General features: G+C 64.3%; 12 protein-coding genes and 3 pseudogenes. 11 read left to right on the top strand and 4 right to left on the bottom strand.

Going from position 1 to position 18,624, the window contains the following annotated elements:
• Window positions 1–238: 238 nt before the first annotated feature.
• Together FOM02_RS23485 and FOM02_RS23480 are read right to left on the bottom strand one after the other, a co-directional pair.
• Window positions 239–2,467, bottom strand: coding sequence for a L,D-transpeptidase family protein (locus FOM02_RS23485; RefSeq protein WP_027561040.1), 2,229 nt, complete (start codon window positions 2,465–2,467; stop codon window positions 239–241).
• Between the two features lie 346 nt (window positions 2,468–2,813).
• Window positions 2,814–4,310: a sigma-54-dependent transcriptional regulator gene (locus FOM02_RS23480; RefSeq protein WP_027561039.1), complete on the bottom strand. Its 1,497-nt coding sequence runs from the start codon at window positions 4,308–4,310 to the stop codon at window positions 2,814–2,816.
• Between the two features lie 127 nt (window positions 4,311–4,437).
• On the opposite strand from FOM02_RS23480, the gene FOM02_RS23475 reads away from it, so the two are divergent.
• The 10 genes and pseudogenes from FOM02_RS23475 to FOM02_RS23430 all read left to right on the top strand — a co-directional run bounded on the left by FOM02_RS23475 (window position 4,438) and on the right by FOM02_RS23430 (window position 16,402).
• A complete protein-coding gene (locus FOM02_RS23475; protein ID WP_027561038.1) occupies window positions 4,438–6,387 on the top strand; it encodes a M3 family oligoendopeptidase in 1,950 nt (649 codons plus the stop codon).
• Window positions 6,388–6,567: 180 nt separating this feature from the next.
• Complete coding sequence (locus FOM02_RS23470) at window positions 6,568–9,534, top strand: cell division protein (RefSeq protein WP_265442153.1); 2,967 nt, start codon at window positions 6,568–6,570, stop codon at window positions 9,532–9,534.
• A gap of 161 nt (window positions 9,535–9,695) precedes the next feature.
• Window positions 9,696–9,848 (top strand): aa3-type cytochrome c oxidase subunit IV, encoded by a 153-nt coding sequence (locus FOM02_RS23465; RefSeq protein ID WP_008136857.1) that lies wholly within the window; start codon window positions 9,696–9,698, stop codon window positions 9,846–9,848.
• Window positions 9,849–9,993: 145 nt separating this feature from the next.
• A pseudogene (locus FOM02_RS23460) lies at window positions 9,994–11,120 on the top strand (Re/Si-specific NAD(P)(+) transhydrogenase subunit alpha).
• A gap of 12 nt (window positions 11,121–11,132) precedes the next feature.
• On the top strand, window positions 11,133–11,450 hold the full coding sequence (locus FOM02_RS23455) for a proton-translocating transhydrogenase family protein (RefSeq protein WP_014492434.1): 318 nt from the start codon (window positions 11,133–11,135) through the stop codon (window positions 11,448–11,450).
• A gap of 39 nt (window positions 11,451–11,489) precedes the next feature.
• Window positions 11,490–12,887, top strand: a complete 1,398-nt coding sequence (locus FOM02_RS23450) for an NAD(P)(+) transhydrogenase (Re/Si-specific) subunit beta (protein WP_027561035.1) — start codon at window positions 11,490–11,492, stop codon at window positions 12,885–12,887.
• A gap of 223 nt (window positions 12,888–13,110) precedes the next feature.
• Entirely contained in the window at window positions 13,111–13,917 is an 807-nt protein-coding gene (locus FOM02_RS23445; RefSeq protein WP_027561034.1) for an alpha/beta hydrolase, read from the top strand.
• Window positions 13,918–13,974: 57 nt separating this feature from the next.
• Window positions 13,975–15,072 carry a calcium:proton antiporter gene (locus FOM02_RS23440; protein ID WP_027561033.1) on the top strand — a complete coding sequence of 366 codons (1,098 nt, stop codon included), beginning with the start codon at window positions 13,975–13,977 and terminating at the stop codon, window positions 15,070–15,072.
• A gap of 28 nt (window positions 15,073–15,100) precedes the next feature.
• Entirely contained in the window at window positions 15,101–15,385 is a 285-nt protein-coding gene (locus tag FOM02_RS23435) for a cupin domain-containing protein (RefSeq protein WP_027561032.1), read from the top strand.
• A 94-nt stretch (window positions 15,386–15,479) separates the two neighbouring features.
• Window positions 15,480–16,402 (top strand): annotated as a pseudogene (locus tag FOM02_RS23430) (hypothetical protein).
• Between the two features lie 29 nt (window positions 16,403–16,431).
• Here the strand turns inward: FOM02_RS23430 and FOM02_RS23425 are convergent.
• Both FOM02_RS23425 and rpsU read right to left on the bottom strand, forming a co-directional pair.
• Entirely contained in the window at window positions 16,432–17,082 is a 651-nt protein-coding gene (locus FOM02_RS23425) for a tetratricopeptide repeat protein (protein WP_027561030.1), read from the bottom strand.
• A 223-nt stretch (window positions 17,083–17,305) separates the two neighbouring features.
• Window positions 17,306–17,601, bottom strand: a pseudogene (gene rpsU / locus FOM02_RS23420) (30S ribosomal protein S21).
• 261 nt (window positions 17,602–17,862) lie between these two features.
• On the opposite strand from rpsU, the gene aqpZ reads away from it, so the two are divergent.
• Window positions 17,863–18,585 (top strand): aquaporin Z, encoded by a 723-nt coding sequence (gene aqpZ, locus FOM02_RS23415; protein ID WP_027561029.1) that lies wholly within the window; start codon window positions 17,863–17,865, stop codon window positions 18,583–18,585.
• Window positions 18,586–18,624 lie beyond the last annotated feature (39 nt).

Here is an 18,624-nt window from a genome sequence, read left to right as displayed (position 1 = left end):
AACCCCGTTAGCGCGCGAAAGAGGATGAACGCTTTCTTAAAGCGAGAAGGTTAATTCGACGTTGACCTTCCCGCCCCCAAACCAAGTCAGAATACAAACCTAAACGGTTGACTGTGGCAAAAAAACGCCCGGTGCCCGAGGGCAGGTCGCAGAATGGTTAACGTTAAACGACCCCGTCTTTGGGACGGGGGCGCTGATTTCATTGCAGAATTTCAGGAAATGAGGCGCCTTGCGGGCCTCAGCGGGTAAACACCCGCTGCGGCCGGCGGCCGACCGGAGCCGGCGGCGGGGTCGGCGCTCCGAACAGGCGCTCGAAGAAGTTCGGACCCGACGAGCCGAAGCCGCCGCCATTGTTGGCGATCGCCACGCCCGAGGGCAGCGTCGTTGCCGGGCGCGAATAGCTCGGCTGGGAATGGGCGACGACGTTCTCGAGGTCCTTGCCGCGGCCGTTCCTCAGGATGTTGAGCATGGTCGCGTCGCGGCCATAGACGTCCTTGCGGATTTGCAGCTTGCCGGCCTCGTCCACGAACGCGGTCTGATAGGTGATGTTGACCGGGATCGGGGTGGGGAATTTCAGGTCGATCTCGCTCTTGCCGTACATGCTGCGGATGCGCTCGGGCGTGTACTTCTCGTTCGGCATGGCGATGTTGAGCAGCACCGAGGCGTACTGATCCGGATATTGCACGCGCATGCAGCCATGGCTGAAGGCGCGGTCTTCCTTGGCGAACAGGTTCTTGTCCGGCGTGTCGTGCTGATAGACCAGGAACTTGTTCGGGAAGTTGAAGCGGATGCGACCGAGCGCATTGGCCTCACCGGGCGGCTGCGAGATATGCACCGAGCCGTCGCGATTCTGCTCGAGCTTGAGGCCCATGCGCTGGAGCACGGTCGGGTCCTGCTGCAGCGCCGGCAGATATTCGTTGTAGACGATCGACGGCGGCACGTTCCAGGTCGGGTTGACCGTGATGTACTTCATCGTTTCGGTCAGCAGCGGGGTCGCGTGCTGGCCCGGCTTGCCGGTGACGACGCGGGTGGTCCAGACCTGCTGGCCGTGCTGCATCACCTTCAGCGTGTAGTCGGGGATGTTGAGGATGACATAGGCATCGCCCAGCGCGGGCACGCCGAGGTCGCGCGGCAGCCAGCGCCAGCGCTCCATGTTCACCAGCACCACGTCGATCTGCTTGTCGCGCTTCGGCGTGTTGAGCGCCTTGACCGTCTTGTCGTCGAGGATGCCGGTCGGCTTCATCTCGGCGCCGTTCTGGAATTTGCGCACGGCTTCGGCGACGGTGGCGTCATAGCGGGTGTCGCTGGCGTTCTCGGCGATGCCGAGCTTGGCGCGCAGCTGCGGCACGCGCGGATCATCCACGACGGTCTCGGCCTGCTTCTTGCCGGCCGGGGTGTATTTCAGCGCGGGACCGTCGGCGATCTCGATCACCGGGCCGTTGCCCTGACCGCGTAGCTCCGCGAGCTTGGCCTTCAGCTCCTTGTAGAGCTTCTGCGGCGGGTTGTAGCTGTCGAGCGCCGCGGACGCATCCGTCGCGGTCGTGACCTTCGTCAGCACCTCGCTCGGGTCGACCGGGTGCTCGGGATAGAGGATGTCGGCGCTGACCTGCGACCAGTGCATGCGGCCGCTCTGCGCTTGGCGCGCATAGTCGAACATGCTGGCGGTGAGCCTGAGCTCGGCGTCGGCGAGCGCATCGGGCGTCGTCGCGGCAGCGAAATCCGGCACCGGATAGTCGGCCGGATTGAGGCCGTCGGACGCCGCGTCCTTCAGCCGCGCGATCACGCCCTTGGCCGCAGCGGTCAGGCTGCCGGCTTGGGTCCAGACCGGCGCGAAGTCGCGCGCGCCGTAGAACTTCTCGATCGCCGCGCGCTCGTTCTTGCGGTCGAAATGCCGCGAGGCCTTGGCACCGATGAGGTCCTTGAGCTTGTCGGCGACCGGCTGGTCGGCGGCGGGCACGTTGCTGGCCGTCTTCACTGGCTCGGGGGCCGCAGCCGCTGCGGCAGCCGGCGCCGCAGGAGCGGCTGGCGTTGCCGTTGCGGTATCGGCCTTTGCGGGCTCAGTCTTGGCGGCTTCGCTCTTCGCAGGCTCGCTCTGCGCAGGTTCTGTTTTTGCCGTCTCGCTCTTCGGCGCCTCGGGGGCAGGCGTGGTGGCGACGTCTGCGGGCTTGGTCTCGACCTTCTCCGCGGCCGGCGCGGGAGCGGCTTCAGCCTTCACCGGCTCCTTGGCTGGCTCCTTGGCGTTGTCCTGAACGGTGGCCGTGGTGTCGAGCTTGATATCGGCTGCGGTCGGGGGCGGGACGTTTGCAGGCTCGGGACGCGGGATCGCGGCTTCGATCGCGAGCTCGGCAGCGCTGCTGCGCGCCTGATCCTGCGCCAGCGCCGAGCTGGCCGACACCGTGAGGAAGGTCGCCGCGACCGTCATCAAGACACGGTCAAAGCCTGCACGGTGGTTCAAACAGTCACGCATTGTGTCGCACCCCTCGGGTGAACCGTTCCTCGTGGAACAGATTCGTTATCGTCCAAATGAGCTTCGGCTAAACCGCGCCGGCCTCGCGAAAGTTGCACGCCTGCACGCAACGACTCCCACAGAGACGATACACAGGCCCCGGTTTTGCAGCCAGCGCTCCCCAGGGCAACTCACCACAAACTGACTTCAGGGAGGTCTGTTTGCAACGGATTGTGCGTCCCCGCGACGCGCTTTTCCCTGTGTCTGTCACTTCCAAGTCACGGTTCGAATGGCCGCCGAATTTTGCCGTAATTCAACGGCTTGCGGCGGCCTCGTCAGGTCAGGCGAACCTCCGTTCGCATCAGGCTCAATGCGTCTCCTCACCGCTTTTGCCGCCATGACCGGGAACCCCGGCCTCGTCGAGTTTGCGGTAGAGGGTGGAGCGGCCGATTTTGAGGCGGCGGGCCACCTCGGACATCTGTCCGCGGTAATGCGAGATCGCAAAGCGGATGATCTCGTTCTCCATGTCCTCCAGCGCGCGGACGTCGCCGGTCGGGGTCAACATGGAGAGCGATCCAGCCAAGGGCAGCGGCGCGATCGGTATTTCGCTACCCGACACCACCGAGGGCGCAGCCATCGGCTCCAGCATCAGCGGGGCGGTCGGGATCTCGGTCGCGGGATGCGGCTGCGCGGTGAGCAGCGGGAAGTCGGCAAGGCCGAGCTGGTCACCGTCGCTCATCACCACGGCGCGGTAGACCGCGTTTTCGAGCTGGCGGATGTTGCCGGGCCAGTCGAGCTGGGCGAGGTGCGCCACGGCCTCGCCGCTGATGCCGGCGATGGGGCGGTTCTCCTCGGCGGCGAAGCGCGCCAGGAAATGCCGCAGCAGATGCGGAATGTCCTCGCGGCGGGCGCGGAGCGAAGGGATCGTCAGCGGCAGCACATGCAGGCGGTAGAACAGATCCTCGCGGAAGTGGCCCTGCTTCACCCGTTCCAGCAGCTTGCGGTTGGTCGCCGAGATGATGCGGACGTCGACCTTCAACGGCTTGCGGCCGCCGACGGCCTCGACCGCGCCTTCCTGGAGCGCGCGCAGCAGCTTGACCTGTGCGGTCAGCGGCAGCTCGCTGACCTCGTCGAGGAACAGCGTGCCGCCATGGGCCTCGACGAACTTGCCGGTGTGCCGTTCGGTCGCGCCGGTGAAGGCGCCCTTCTCGTGGCCGAACAGGATGGACTCGACGAGATTGTCGGGGATGGCGCCGCAATTGACAGCGACGAAAGGCTTTGCCTTGCGCTCGCCGCTGCCATGGATGGCGCGCGCGAACATCTCCTTGCCGACGCCGGACTCGCCCTCGATCAGCACGGGGATCGAGGAGCCCGCCGCCTTCTGGGCGGCGCGCATGACCGGTGCCATTGCTTCGGCGCGCGTGATGATGTCGGAGAAGGTCAGCCGGCCCTCGCGGCTGTGACGGATGCGCTGCAATTCACCCTTGAGCGCGCTGGTATTGAGCGCGTTGCGAAGCGAGACCTGGAGCCGCTCCACGCCGACCGGTTTGACGACGAAATCGGCGGCGCCGGCGCGCATCGCCGAGATGACATTGTCGATGCCGCCATGGGCGGTCTGCACGATGACGGGGACGCTGAGGCCGGCGTCGCGAATTTTCGCCAGCACGCCCATGCCGTCGAGGCCGGGCATCACGAGATCGAGGATGACGGCGTCGATGGCCGGCGCGTCGGGGGCGGTGAGGGTGGCGATCGCGGCGTCGCCGGAGTCTACGACGACCGTCTCATAGCCGCATTTCTGCACCATGTTCTCGACCAGACGGCGGGCTACAGCGTCGTCGTCGGCGATCAAAATACAGGCAGCCATGGTGTTCCCCGCACGCTACTACTATCTGTCTCGAATCGGGTCACTCTGGCCGAAGCCGATTAACGCACTCTTAAACCTTGATGCCCCCGCCCGCCGTCGCGATTGTTGAACACAGGTTTCCCACACAATGAATTCGCGCTCCAAGTCTGCCTCGAACAAGTCTGCCCTGAACAAGTCTGCCCTGAACAAGTCTGCCTCGCACAAGTCTGCTCTCAAGAAGCCCGCCGCCAAGCCCGCTCTCCGCAAGCCAAGCACCAAGAAATCTGCCGCCAAGGCAAAACCCTCCAAAGCTGCGAGCAAGACCGGCAAGCTTCCGGAGTGGAACCTCGCCGACCTCTATTCCGGGATCGATGCGCCGGAAGTGGCGCGCGACCTCGAAAAGATGGATGCCGATTGCGTCGCGTTCGAGACCGACTACAAGGGCAAGCTCGCGACAGGGACAGCAAACGAAGATGGCGGAAAATGGCTCGCCGAGGCCGTCCGACGCTATGAGGCGATCGACGATCTCGCCGGCCGTCTCGGCTCCTATGCCGGCCTCGTGCATGCCGGCGACAGCGTTGATCCCAAGATTTCAAAGTTTTACGGCGACGTTTCGGAGCGGCTGACGGCGGCGTCCACGCATTTGCTGTTCTTCGCGCTCGAGCTCAACCGTGTCGATGACGATATTTTGAACCGCGCGATGCAAGCGGCGGAGCTCGCGCATTACCGTCCGTGGATCGAGGACCTGCGCAAGGAGAAGCCGTACCAGCTCGACGACAAGCTCGAGCAGCTGTTCCTGGAGAAGTCGCAGACCGGCTATTCCGCCTTCAATCGGCTGTTCGACCAGACCATCTCGGGCTTGCGCTTCAAGGTCGGCGCCAAAGAGCTCGCGATCGAGCCGACGCTCAACCTGTTGCAGGACCGCGACGGCGCCAAGCGCAAGGCCGCGGCCGAAGCGCTGGCGAAAACCTTCAAGGCCAATGAGCGCACTTTTGCGCTGATCACCAACACCCTCGCCAAGGACAAGGACATCTCCGACCGCTGGCGCGGCTTTCAGGACGTCGCGGATTCCCGCCACCTGAACAACCGCGTCGAGCGCGAGGTCGTGGATGCGCTGGTTGCCTCGGTGCGCGCGGCCTATCCCAAACTGTCGCATCGCTATTATGCGCTGAAGGCGAAGTGGTTCGGCAAGAAGCGCCTGGCCTATTGGGATCGCAACGCACCATTGCCGTTTGCTGCGACCGACGTGATCGGCTGGCCCGATGCGCGCAACATGGTGCTGACCGCCTATCGCGGCTTCTCGCCGAAAATGGCCGACATTGCCGAGCGCTTCTTCACCGACCGCTGGATCGATGCGCCGGTGCGCCCGGGCAAGGTGCCGGGCGCGTTCTCGCATCCGACCACGCCGTCGGCGCATCCTTACGTGCTGATGAATTACCAGGGCAAGCCGCGCGACGTGATGACGCTCGCCCATGAGCTCGGCCATGGCGTGCACCAGGTGCTGGCGGCCAAGAACGGTGCGCTGATGGCGCCGACGCCGCTGACGCTGGCCGAGACCGCCAGCGTGTTCGGCGAGATGCTGACCTTCCGGCGGCTGCTCGCGCAGACCAAGAGCGCAAAGCAGCGCCAGGCGCTGCTCGCCGGCAAGGTCGAGGACATGATCAACACCGTGGTGCGGCAGATCGCGTTCTATTCCTTCGAGCGTGCGGTCCACACCGAGCGCAAGAACGGCGAGCTCACCGCGACGCGTCTCGGCGAGCTCTGGCTGTCGGTGCAGGGCGAGAGCTTAGGGCCGGCGATCGAGATCAAGGCGGGCTACGAGAACTACTGGATGTACATCCCGCACTTCATCCATTCGCCGTTCTACGTCTATGCCTACGCCTTCGGCGACTGCCTCGTGAACTCACTCTATGCCGTCTACGAGCACGCGGCCGAAGGTTTTGCCGAGCGCTATCTCGACATGCTCGCCGCCGGCGGCACCAAGCATTATTCCGAGCTGCTGCGGCCGTTCGGTCTCGATGCCAAGGACCCCAAGTTCTGGGACGGCGGCCTCTCGGTCATCGCCGGGATGATCGACGAGCTCGAGGCGATGGGCTGAGGCGGAGGGGCCGCGGGTGCCAGCCGCATACGCCGAGACCAAGTCTCGCGACAGAACCCAACATTTTGCTACGTGGGATTGAACGTTCGCGTAAACCAGGCGACTAACTCGAGAGGTATTGCAGAAGTAATTTTCAACTATTGATTGCAGATTGATCGATTTCTGCCTGGGGAGGCGCCCATGCTCGATCAAGGACCTGCCGCGCCGGTTCCGGAGTCGAAAAACGCTGCCGCGGTCGATCAGGAAATTCCCTGGTGCGAGAAGCACCATCAGATCGTCCGCGATGAAATTGCGGCGATCAACACGCGGCGTGAACCGGATCGGCGCATCGATACCGATCGCCTTGAAAGCTGCCAGTTGCTCGACGTCACCGGGCTCGCATTGTCCGGTGGCGGCATCCGCTCGTCGGCACTCTGCCTTGGCGTGCTTCAGGCGTTGAACCACCACAATCTGATCGGGCGGATTGATTATCTGTCCACGGTGTCGGGCGGTGGCTATATCGGCACCTCCCTCAGCGCTACCATGACGGCGGCGCGGCGATTTGTATTCGGCGAAACACCGGTCGGCGGAACCGTCACGGCCGCCGAGATCAGCGACACGCCTTCGGTCGGACATCTCCGCAACTATTCAAACTATCTGATTCCAGCCGGGGCCCGCGACGTTCTGACTGGAATTGCCATCGTCATGCGGGGACTGATCGCCAACGTCGGCTTGACGTTACCCATTGTGCTGTTGCTGGCCGCCGTCACCGTGTGGTCTACGCCGCTGCGGAGCTGCCTGACGGATGCGAACGTCTTTGGTGTCAGCCTCAGCGACAGAAAGCTGTGCGAGCTACACAATTTCGTCAGCGTTGATCGCTGGGGTTTCAGCACGTTCGGCGCCGCGATTGCCTTGGTCATGTTCCTTTGCAGCGGGCTGACTTATTTTGCTTCGCGCTCCGTCCGCGGCAGCGGACCCAGTGTCGTGCTCGCATACATAGGCGGGATCGCGTTGTTGTTCGGTGTTGCCTGCGATTTCGCGCGCTTTCTCAAGGTCCAACATTTCGCGCTGACGCTCGCGATCGCCATCATCGGCGCCGTGCTGTTTTTCGGATGGGCTCTCAAGCAGTCGCTCGCAAGTCCGGGGAAGCGCCAGGAATTCCGTTCGCACTGGCCGAGCGTAGGCGCCACCTTCCTGGTGCTGCTGGCGGTGATCGCCTTCTTCGAATTTCAACCTTTCATGCTGGAGCAGATGTTCGACGTCGCCGAGAGCAGCGCAATTGGCGGACCGGCTGCTGGCGTTGCGATTGTCTGGATCAAGTCGCTGGCCGCCGCGGCTGCGCCAATCGGCGTTTTCGTCACCGCATTCAGGCAGCAATTCGCGGAACTGTTGAAAGGAAACAACGCATCCTCGCAGCGCGGCTCGCTGGTCCTCCGGATCGTCGCCAAGGCCGCGCTCTGGATTGCCGGTCTTGCACTTCCGCTCGTCATCTGGGTGGCGTACCTCTATCTCTCGTATTGGGGCATCTCCAACGACTTGTTCGAGAGGTGTTCGGCGGCTCTGGGGACCGTCTCTCAACGAGAATGCCTGGCGAATGCCAAGTCGAACACTCCCTCCGGCAACCTCGCCGGCAGGATCCAGTTCGATGCCGGTAAGGGCACCTTGTCGGCTGAGATCACGCCGAAACCGGCGCAGCCGGTCGCCGCCGACACCGACCAGCTGACGCCGACCTGGCATACGCCCGCCTGGCTTGAATTCCTGGCCGAGAAAGCCGGACAAGTGGTTCAGGTTCACCTTCCCAGCCTGTTCCAGGGCGAGGCTTCGGAATTAGCCTATTCGTACAGTCTGCCGAAGGTGATCCTCTACACGTTCGCCGGCGTCCTGCTGTTCGTCGTCTCGTTCTGCCTGACGCCGAACGCGAATTCGTTGCATCGGCTCTACCGCGATCGTCTGAGCAAGGCGTTTCTGTTCGATCCGACGCGTTCTGCTGACGGAAGCGTTGCGCGCGCCGAAGCCAGTCTCGATCAGGGGCGCGATTTCCGGGCACTCGACCGCATGAAGCTGACGGATCTCTATGCGATTCCGGCGGAGGCGGCCCGGATTCCGGGGTTGCCGGCCACGCCGAAGCTGCACGCGCCCTATCAGCTCATCAATACGGCATTGAATATACAAGGCTCGGACTTTGCCAATCGGCGCGGCCGCAACGCGGACTTCTTCCTGTTCTCCGCGCTGAACGTCGGCAGCGAGGCGACGGGCTATGCGCCCACGGGTCTCCTCCAGGACGACGAGCAGAGTCTCGACCTCGCGACGGCAATGGCGATTTCCGGAGCCGCGGCTTCCTCGAACATGGGCTCGAACTCGATCAAGGCGCTGACGCCGACGCTTGCGCTCCTCAACGTACGGCTTGGCTATTGGCTGAAGAACCCGCGCTACGTCGACGAGCGTGTGCGGCCGCAGCGCCGCTCCACCCCGCTTTATTTCTGGTCCGAAATCTCCGGGCGCCTGTACGAGAACAGCGACAGCGTCTATCTCACTGACGGCGGCCACATCGAAAATCTCGGCGTCTACGAACTGCTGCGCCGCCGCTGCAAGGTGATCATCGCGGTCGATGCCGAGGCCGATGCGCCGATGAATTTCGGCTCCTTGATGACGTTGCAGCGCTATGCCCGCATCGATCTCGGGGTCCGGATCGACCTGCCATGGACGCCCATTCGCGAGCGCACGCGTGTGCTCATGGCCCGCAATGCCGATAAGGCAGGCGATCCCGCGGCAGCCGACGAGCATGACGAGATGGCGCAAGACCACGTTCACGTCGCCATCGGCACCATCGACTATGGAGGAGATGAAAAAGGATATCTCGTCTACATCAAGTCTCGCTCAATGGCGACGAGAACGATTATATTCGGGATTACGCGCGCCGAAGCGACCGCTTCCCGCACGAGACCACGGGTGACCAGTTCTTCTCCGAAGAGCAATTTGAGGTCTACCGCGCGCTGGGTTTTCACATGGCCCACGGCTTCCTGTCCGGGGACAATCCGGTTGCGATCGGCAGCGGCGTCAATCCGCGGATGGCCCGCTTCACCGAGGCGGGCGACCCTTCCATCGACGCGGTGCGCGAGGCGCTTGGTCTCGCCGTTCCCCAGCGACCGGCCGCGAGCGTCACCGTGACGATGATCGATCAGGGCTGAGCGGCGCGAGAACCTGAATTCCCACCAATTGGAATTCCAAATGACCTGATTTGCGGCAAAACCGCGCCCGGCTGCCGTTGCCCTGCCGGAAGGTTTGCGGTATCCCAGCCCAATAATTCGGCTTTCGACTGGGGACAATCCATGGCTGACCATAGCGAAGTGGCGTACACCACCGCCGACGGCAACGACTACGTTGCGCACGAGCAGACCTATGAGGGCTTCATCAAGCTCGTGAAATACGGCACAGCGTCGGTCGCGCTCATCGTGATCCTGATGGCGATCTTCCTGACCTGATCTGATCGATCTGGCGGCTGCCTACGTCTGCGGCGGCAGCTGCCCACAATATTTGCATCCAAGCCGGTTCTAAAACCGGTAACGAACGTTGCGGGAGTAACGCTGTTTTTTTGTGCGTGCGCTGTCCCGCGCCGCCGGAGGGCCTATGAAGATCGCCGTTGCCAAGGAAATCGATCCGTCGGAGCCGCGCGTCGCCGCTTCGCCTGATACGGTGAAGAAATTCAAGGCGCTGGGCGCCGAGGTCGCGGTCGAGCCGGGCGCCGGCCTCAAATCGGGCCTGCCGGATTCCGAATTCACCGCCGTGGGGGCCACCGTCAGCGCCGATGCGCTGAAGGATGCCGACATCATCATCAAGGTGAAGCGTCCCGAAGCCTCCGAGCTTGCGCAGTACAAGCGCGGTGCGCTCGTCATCGCCATCATGGATCCCTATGGCAACGAGGCGGCGCTGAAGACGATCGCCGATGCCGGCGTCGCCGCCTTCGCGATGGAACTGATGCCGCGTATCACCCGCGCGCAGGTGATGGACGTGCTGTCCTCGCAGGCGAACCTTGCCGGCTACCGCGCCGTGATCGAGGGCGCCGAGGCCTTCGGCCGCGCTTTCCCGATGATGATGACTGCCGCAGGTACCGTGCCCGCCGCAAAGGTGTTCGTGATGGGCGTCGGCGTCGCCGGTCTCCAGGCGATCGCAACCGCGCGCCGTCTCGGCGCCGTCGTCACCGCGACCGACGTGCGCCCGGCCACGAAGGAACAGGTGGAGTCGCTCGGCGCAAAGTTCCTCGCCGTCGAGGACGAGGAGTTCAAGAACGCGCAGACCGCCGGCGGTTACGCGAAGGAAATGTCCAAGGAGTACCAGGCCAAGCAGGCCGCGCTCACCGCCGAGCACATCAAGAAGCAGGACATCGTCATCACCACCGCGCTGATTCCGGGCCGCCCGCGCCGAAGCTCGTCTCGGGCGAGATGGTCAAGTCGATGAAGCCGGGCTCGGTGCTGGTCGATCTCGCCGTCGAGCGCGGCGGCAATGTCGAGGGCGCCAAGGCCGGTGAGGTCGTCGATCTCGATGGCATCAAGATCGTCGGCTACACCAACGTCGCCGGCCGCGTCGCGGCCTCGGCCTCCAGCCTCTACGCCCGCAATCTGTTCTCCTTCATCGAGACCATGGTCGACAAGAAGGAGAAGAAGCTCGCCGTGAACTGGGACGACGAGCTCGTCAAGGCTACCGCGCTGACCAAGGACGGCGCGGTGATCCACCCGAACTTCCAGCCGAAGGCGTAAGGAGAGATCGCCATGGAGCATGCTGCACAGGTCGTCGACCCTTTCATCTTCCGGCTGTCGATCTTCGTCCTCGCCGTTTTCGTCGGTTATTTCGTGGTGTGGTCGGTGACGCCGGCACTGCACACGCCGCTGATGAGCGTCACCAACGCGATCTCCTCGGTGATCGTGGTCGGTGCGCTGCTCGCCGGCGGCGTCGCCAATGTTTCAAGCGGTTCGGGCTGGGCGCGCGCCTTCGGCTTCGTGGCGCTGATCTTTGCCTGCATCAACATCTTCGGCGGCTTCCTTGTCACCCAGCGCATGCTGGCGATGTACAAGAAGAAGTCGAAGTAAGCGGCCACCTCGGGCTGATGGGATCAATGGGGACCTGAGATGAGCGCCAACCTCTCTGCATTTCTGTATCTCGTGGCGGGAGTGCTGTTCATCCTGTCGCTGCGCGGGCTGTCGAGCCCAGCTTCGTCGCGCCAGGGCAATCTGTTCGGCATGATCGGCATGGCGATCGCGGTCGCCACCACGCTTGCCAATCATCCGCCGGCAGACGGCCTTGCCTGGGTGCTGGTGATTGTCGGCATCGCGATCGGCGCTGCGATCGGCGCGGTGATCGCCCGTCGCGTGCCGATGACCTCGATGCCGGAACTGGTCGCAGCCTTCCACTCGCTGGTCGGCATGGCCGCGGTGCTGGTTGCCGCCGGCGCGTTCTATGCGCCCGAGGCTTTCGACATCGGTACGCCCGGCAATATCCATCCGCAGAGCCTGGTCGAGATGTCGCTCGGCGTCGCCATCGGCGCGCTGACCTTTACCGGCTCGGTGATCGCGTTCCTGAAGCTGTCCGCGCGGATGAGCGGCGCACCGATCATCCTGCCGTTCCGACACATCATCAACATCGCGCTCGCGATCGCGCTCGTCGTGTTCATCGTCGGGCTGGTGCTGTCGGGCAGCGCGTTCGACTTCTGGATGATCGTCATCCTGGCGCTGGCGCTCGGCGTGCTCATGATCATCCCGATCGGCGGCGCCGACATGCCGGTCGTGATCTCGATGCTGAACTCCTACTCCGGCTGGGCCGCGGCCGGCATCGGCTTCACGCTGGGCAATTCCGCGCTGATCATCACCGGCGCGCTGGTCGGCTCCTCGGGCGCGATCCTGTCCTACATCATGTGCCACGCGATGAACCGGTCCTTCATCTCGGTCATCCTCGGCGGCTTCGGCGGCGAGACCGCCGCGGCCGGCGGCGGCACGGGCGAGCAGAAGCCCGCCAAGCTCGGCTCGGCGGATGATGCGGCCTTCATCATGAAGAACGCCTCCAAGGTCATCATCGTGCCCGGCTACGGCATGGCGGTGGCGCAGGCCCAGCACGCGCTGCGCGAGATGGCCGACATCCTGAAGAAGGAAGGCGTCGAGGTGAAATACGCCATTCACCCGGTCGCGGGCCGCATGCCCGGCCACATGAACGTGCTGCTGGCCGAAGCCAACGTGCCCTATGACGAGGTGTTCGAGCTCGAGGACATCAACTCCGAGTTCGCGCAGGCCGACATCGCCTTCGTGATCGGCGCCAACGACGTCACCAACCCGGCGGCCGAGGAGGACAAGACCTCGCCGATCTACGGCATGCCCGTGCTCCAGGTCTGGAAGGCCGGCACCGTGATGTTCATCAAGCGCTCGCTGGCGTCGGGCTATGCCGGCATCGACAATCCGCTGTTCTATCGCGACAACACCATGATGCTGCTCGGCGACGCCAAGAAGGTCACCGAGAACATCGTCAAGGCGATGTAAGGCAAGAGGATGTGAGGCTACGGCGATGGCCTTGAACCGGGAGTGGCATCGCCTTCATCGCATGCCGCCCCAAGCCACGCGCGAGCAACGGATCCGGTGGCACGTCGCGCACGCACAAGCCTGTGCGTGCCGCGCCATTCCCGCCAGCATCAAGTCCGAGGTCGAGAAGCTGCTCAAGCCTCGGCGCGCCAAATAGCAGGGCAGATCTGGATTGCGCATCGCGATGACAATCCTGAAATGGATCCTGATCGTCAGCGCCGCTTTCTATCTGATCGGGCTGGCCGTGCTGTTCTTCAAGCAGCGCGATATGCTGTTTCCGATCCCGCCGGTCGGCCGTACCGCGCCTGCCGCCGCTGGCCTTCCCGAGGCCGAGGAGCATGTGCTGACGACCGCCGATGGCGAGAAGGTCATCGTCTGGCACGTGCCGGCCAAGCCCGGGCGTCCCGTGGTGCTGTTCTTCCACGGCAATGGCGATTTCCTCGCCGGCCGCGTCGCCCGCTTCAAGGCGATCACCGCTGACGGTACCGGCCTCGTGGCACTTTCGTTTCGCGGTTACGCCGGCTCGACGGGATCTCCGAGCGAGCAGGGCCTGCTGCAGGACGCCGCAGCCGCTTACGCGTTCACCGCGCAGCGTTACAGCGCCGATCGTATCATCGCCTGGGGCTTTTCGCTCGGCACCGGCGTGGCGGTGGCCATTGCGGCCGAACATCCCGTCAGCAAGCTGATCCTGGAAGCACCCTATAGCTCGACCGTGGATGTCGCCGGCTCGATGTTCCGCTTCGTGCCAGTCAGCCTGCTCATGCGGGATCAGTTCCGGTCCGACCAGCGCATCGCGCATGTCACGGCGCCGCTCCTGATCATGCATGGCACCAACGATCCCGCGATCCCGATCGCCTTCGGCGAGCGCCTGTTCGCGCTGGCGCATGAGCCGAAAAAATTCGTCCGCTTTCCGGGCGGCGGCCACGAGAACCTGGACGATTTCGGCGCGATGCAGACGGCGCGCCAATTCATCAACGCTCCCGGAGGCTGACGGCGGCGATTGCATGTCGCATAATCCCGTCGATTGACATTGGGGGGGCACGACGACATGAGCGCACACGGACCGATGCCGCGGTCGGCCTGGCTGTTTCCTGCACTGGCGGTGCTGCTGTTCCTGATCGTCACGGCGACGGGCTACGGCTTCACCGTTTCGGTCGGCGGATTCGTGTTTGCGGTCGTCCTGCTGGTGATCCTGTTCGGGACCGTGTTCGCAGCCGTGCATCACTCCGAAGTGATCGCGGAGCGGATCGGCGAGCCTTACGGGACGCTGCTCCTGACGCTCGCGGTGACCATCATCGAGGTCGCGCTGATCACCACGATCATGCTGGGCGACAAGCCGGCGCCGGAGCTCGCGCGCGACACCGTGTTCGCGGTGGTGATGATCGTCTGCAACGGGCTGGTCGGCCTTTGCGTCCTGATTGGCGGGCTGCGCTACCGCGAGCAGGGGTTTCAGGTCTCGGGCGCCAACGTCTATCTCAGCGTCCTGTTCGTGCTGGCGACCATGACCCTGATCATGCCGAACTACACGCTGACGACGCCGGGACCGGTCTTTTCGGCGCTCCAGCTCGGCTTCGTCGACCTCGTGACGATCGTGCTCTACGGCGTGTTCCTCTACACCCAGATGGTGCTGCACCGGGACTATTTCGTGCACGAATCCGAGGGCGGCGAGGGTGGCGCTGGCCATCTCTCGGCAAACATGCTGGTGCTCAGCATCGTGCTGCTGCTGATTTCACTCGGCGCCGTGGTGTTGCTCGCCAAGAAGTTCTCGGTGGTGGTCGATGCCGTCGCCGTCATGATCGGCGCGCCGCCGGCCTTTGCCGGCCTCGTGGTCGCGCTCCTGATCCTGATGCCGGAGGGCGTCTCGGCGATCGCGGCGGCGCGCAAGAACGACCTCCAGAAGAGCATCAACCTGGCGCTCGGTTCCTCGCTTGCAACCATCGGCCTGACCATCCCGGCGGTCGGGATCGCGACCTATGCGCTCGACCAGCCGCTCGTGCTGGGCCTCAACCCCCAGAACACGGCGCTGCTGTTCCTGACATTCTTGCTGAGCATGCTGACTTTCGGCACCGGCAGGACCAACGTGCTGTTCGGGCTGGTCCATATGGTGGTATTTGCCGTCTACGTGTTCATGGTGTTCGTGCCCTGAAGCGCCACACCCCCAAGCAGAGGTTCCAATGCTAGCCGCCGGCTCCGAGGTTCAGATCGACAATGAAGAGGTCCGGGTGACCGAGTGGCGGCTCGCGCCTGGTAGCGCCACCGGGCATCACACCCACGGCATGGACTACGTCATTGTGCCCGTGGTGGCCGGGGAGATGACCATCGTGGCGCCCAATGGCGAGCGCTCCAAGGCGCAGCTTGCGGCCGGGAAATCCTACTTCCGCAAGGCGGGCGTCCAACATGACGTACTTAACGAAACCTCAACCGAGATCGTGTTCCTTGAGATCGAGCTGAAGCCGTAAGGATGGCATAACCATTTGCCATCGATCCGTCGCAGTTGATCCCTTACAATGCCCCAAAGTTCCCGCATCAGATCGCGCGGGGAGTGGCCGAGAAATGCTGAAATACCTCGCTAAAATCTCGATGGATATTTTCCCCTCGGTGCTCGCGACGATCATCGGGGCCTACATCGTTAACCACTACATCAACGCCAAGCCCGCCGACGCCCCTGCGGCCGTGGTCGCCCCCACTGATGCCGGCAAGAGCGGCAGCAAGCCTGCCGACGTCGCCAACCTCCCGGCGCCCGGCGTCAAGGCCAAGGGTGTCTCCGAGAAGAGCGTGACCGAAAAGGCGTCGGTCGAGAAGCCCGCCGACAAGCCCGATACCAAGGCTGCGGACACCAAGGCTGCGGACGTTGCCCCCGCCGAGACCGCTTCGCACGGTCGCACTCCCGCCCGTGAGAAAGCCGCCGCCAAGTCGACCCCGGCAGCTCCCGCGCCCGCCGCACCGGTGGCGGAGGCCAATTCGGCACCGGCTGCCGCATCCCCGGCCGCGTCGCCCGACGCCAACGATCTGGCGCGCGCCGCCATGAGCGCCTGCGCAAGTCGCCTGAGGGCAGGGCCGCCGAGGCCAAAGCTGCCGAGACCAAGTCTGCCGAGACCAAGCCAGTCGAGAGAGCCCCGGAGTCTGCGGTACGAGAAGCCGCCCGTACCCCGGAGGCTCCCCGTGTCGTGACGGCGGAGCCGTCTGCGGTCCGTCCGCTGCCGCCGCCGATCACGGTGTCCACGCCGTCGCCCGAGGCGTACGGCAATGGCACCTCCTCGCCGCCCTACACGGCTTCGGTCGGCAATGACGACCCGAATCGAATCACGCCGCCGGCCGACATTCCCGTCCCGATGATCGCGCCGCCGCTCGACCTGCGAGCCGATGCCGGCGCGTCCATGCCGTCGCAGAAGAAGACCAATGTCGCCGACGAGATGCTGTCGGGCATGAAGTCGATGTTCCACGCCGTTCTGCCGAAGAGCGGGACCCCCGACTAAGAGACGGCGCCTGCGCGGCGCCGAAACCGTCAGCCGCCGACGCGGGCGAGACCGCTGCGGGCGGTATCGTCGCGTGGACGAAGAGCGACCGCCTTGTTGTAGGATGCCGCCGCCTTGGCCTTGTCGCCGAGCCGTTCATAGGCCTGACCGCGGGCGGTCCAGATCTGGGCATTGTGCGGATCGGCCTCTGAGGCCTCGTCCAGGTCGTCCGCGGCCTCCTTGAATTTGCCGAGCGCGAGATAGCTGTTGGCGCGGCCGAGCAGCGGCTCGACCTTCTGCGGGTTGAGCCCGCTCGCGGCGCTGAAATCGGCGATGGCGAAGTCGTGCTGGTTATTGCCCTGGTAGATCAGGGCGCGGCCATAGAGCGCCTGCGCATTGTAGGGATCGAGCCCGACCGCGCGATTGAACTCGTCGAGCGCCGCCGCGGTCTCGCCCGCCTTGGCGAGGGACTGGGCCTTTGCAGTATGGGCCTGGGCCTCAGTGACGTTGCCGGCGCTGACCGCGCTCTCGGCGGCGGCGGCCGCCTTGGGCGCCTCCTGCGGCTTGTCCTTCTCCGGCATCAGCGATCCCAGGTCGAAGGAGCAGCCGCACAGCGCAACTCCCATCAAAGCCAGCGCGAGCGGTTGCTGCCAGATCTGGCGGAGCCGCGCCAAGCCGCGCTCGGGGAAAAGGGAGGCCATCTACCGTTCGCTCGCGCTAGAGCATGATCCGGAAACGTGCACAGCGCTCTTCCGCAAAGATCATGCTCGAACAACAACCTGAAGCGCGATGACGATTCGTCCCAATCTCATCGCGCTCCAATCCGCATCGGTAGTGCCCGTTCCCAGAAAGGCACCCCTCACAAACAATAACGCGGGCCAGGGGCCCGCGTCATCGAAAACTGAAGTCTTATGAGTTTGGCAATCAGCGCGGTCCGCGCGGACCAGCACCCGGGCCGCCGCGGCCGCCACGATCACCGCCGGGACCGCGCCGAACACCGGCTTCGGCTTCATCGGCAGCAGGCCTTCGCGCTGCAGCTTCTTGCGGGCCAGCTTGCGCGCACGGCGCACGGCTTCGGCCTTTTCGCGGGCCTTCTTCTCGGACGGCTTCTCGTAATGACCGCGGAGCTTCATCTCGCGGAAAATCCCCTCGCGCTGCATCTTCTTCTTCAGCGCCTTGAGGGCTTGATCGACATTGTTATCGCGAACGAGAACCTGCACGCGGCATCCTCTTCAGTGGATCGGATTTGAATTCTGGTAAGTCAAAGGGGATGGCGAAACGCGCAAGCCCTTAACCTGAGGGCGCGGATGTATCAGACAAAACCCCTGATGTCCACCGGCCAAGCGGGTTTTCGGGCCAAGTTCAGCCATTAAATACGGCGAAAATGCCCTATGCGGTCCTATTTTGGGGTGATTTGGCGCCCAGGGCGGGCCGTTTTCCGGAAGTTGATCCGGAGATCTTGCAATCAGGGGAGACGCCACATGGATATGAAGAAATACGCCGCCGAGGCCATCGGCACATTCTGGCTCACATTCGCGGGCTGCGGCAGCGCGGTGATCGCGGCCGGCTTCCCCCAGGTCGGCATCGGTCTGGTCGGTGTCTCCCTGGCGTTCGGCTTGAGCGTCGTCACCATGGCCTATGCGATCGGCCACATCTCGGGTTGCCACCTCAATCCGGCCGTCACCGTCGGGCTTGCCGCCGGCGGGCGCTTTCCGGCCGGCCAGATCCTGCCTTACGTGATCGCGCAGGTCTGCGGTGCGATCATCGCCGCAGAGCTGCTCTATGTGATCGCGAGCGGCGCCCCCGGATTCGACGTCACCAAGGGCTTTGCTTCCAACGGCTATGACGCGCATTCGCCCGGCCAGTACAGCATGGTCGTGTGCTTCATCACCGAGGTGGTGATGACCATGATGTTCCTGTTTGTCATCATGGGCTCAACGCACGGCCGCGCGCCCGCGGGCTTTGCGCCGCTCGCGATCGGGCTTGCGCTGGTGATGATCCATCTCGTCAGCATCCCCGTCACCAACACTTCGGTGAATCCGGCACGTAGCACCGGCCCGGCGCTGTTCGTCGGCGGCTGGGCGCTGGCGCAACTCTGGCTGTTCTGGGTCGCACCGCTGATCGGCGGCGCGCTGGGCGGGGTGATCTATCGCTGGCTCAGCGAGGAGCCCGCCGGCGTCGTCGCGGGCGTGAAGACGGCCTAGCCGAGAGGCGGGATCGCAGCTTCAAACAATAGTCGCAGC

The sequence above is a fragment of the Bradyrhizobium sp. SEMIA genome (genome assembly GCF_014844175.1).
GTDB classification, from domain to species: domain Bacteria; phylum Pseudomonadota; class Alphaproteobacteria; order Rhizobiales; family Xanthobacteraceae; genus Bradyrhizobium; species Bradyrhizobium arachidis.
The sequence above is the reverse complement of the archived record's forward strand: the minus strand, read 5'-3'. Positions and strand labels throughout refer to the sequence as shown.

Bases quoted from the DNA above. Each gene is read 5' to 3' on its own strand.
- FOM02_RS23485 (WP_027561040.1), bottom strand. From the start codon at position 2,467: ATGCGTGACTGTTTGAACCACCGTGCAGGCTTTGACCGTGTCTTGATG.
- FOM02_RS23480 (WP_027561039.1), bottom strand. From the start codon at position 4,310: ATGGCTGCCTGTATTTTGATCGCCGACGACGACGCTGTAGCCCGCCGT.
- FOM02_RS23475 (WP_027561038.1), top strand. From the start codon at position 4,438: ATGAATTCGCGCTCCAAGTCTGCCTCGAACAAGTCTGCCCTGAACAAG.
- FOM02_RS23470 (WP_265442153.1), top strand. From the start codon at position 6,568: ATGCTCGATCAAGGACCTGCCGCGCCGGTTCCGGAGTCGAAAAACGCT.
- FOM02_RS23465 (WP_008136857.1), top strand. From the start codon at position 9,696: ATGGCTGACCATAGCGAAGTGGCGTACACCACCGCCGACGGCAACGAC.
- FOM02_RS23455 (WP_014492434.1), top strand. From the start codon at position 11,133: ATGGAGCATGCTGCACAGGTCGTCGACCCTTTCATCTTCCGGCTGTCG.
- FOM02_RS23450 (WP_027561035.1), top strand. From the start codon at position 11,490: ATGAGCGCCAACCTCTCTGCATTTCTGTATCTCGTGGCGGGAGTGCTG.
- FOM02_RS23445 (WP_027561034.1), top strand. From the start codon at position 13,111: ATGACAATCCTGAAATGGATCCTGATCGTCAGCGCCGCTTTCTATCTG.
- FOM02_RS23440 (WP_027561033.1), top strand. From the start codon at position 13,975: ATGAGCGCACACGGACCGATGCCGCGGTCGGCCTGGCTGTTTCCTGCA.
- FOM02_RS23435 (WP_027561032.1), top strand. From the start codon at position 15,101: ATGCTAGCCGCCGGCTCCGAGGTTCAGATCGACAATGAAGAGGTCCGG.
- FOM02_RS23425 (WP_027561030.1), bottom strand. From the start codon at position 17,082: ATGGCCTCCCTTTTCCCCGAGCGCGGCTTGGCGCGGCTCCGCCAGATC.
- aqpZ (WP_027561029.1), top strand. From the start codon at position 17,863: ATGGATATGAAGAAATACGCCGCCGAGGCCATCGGCACATTCTGGCTC.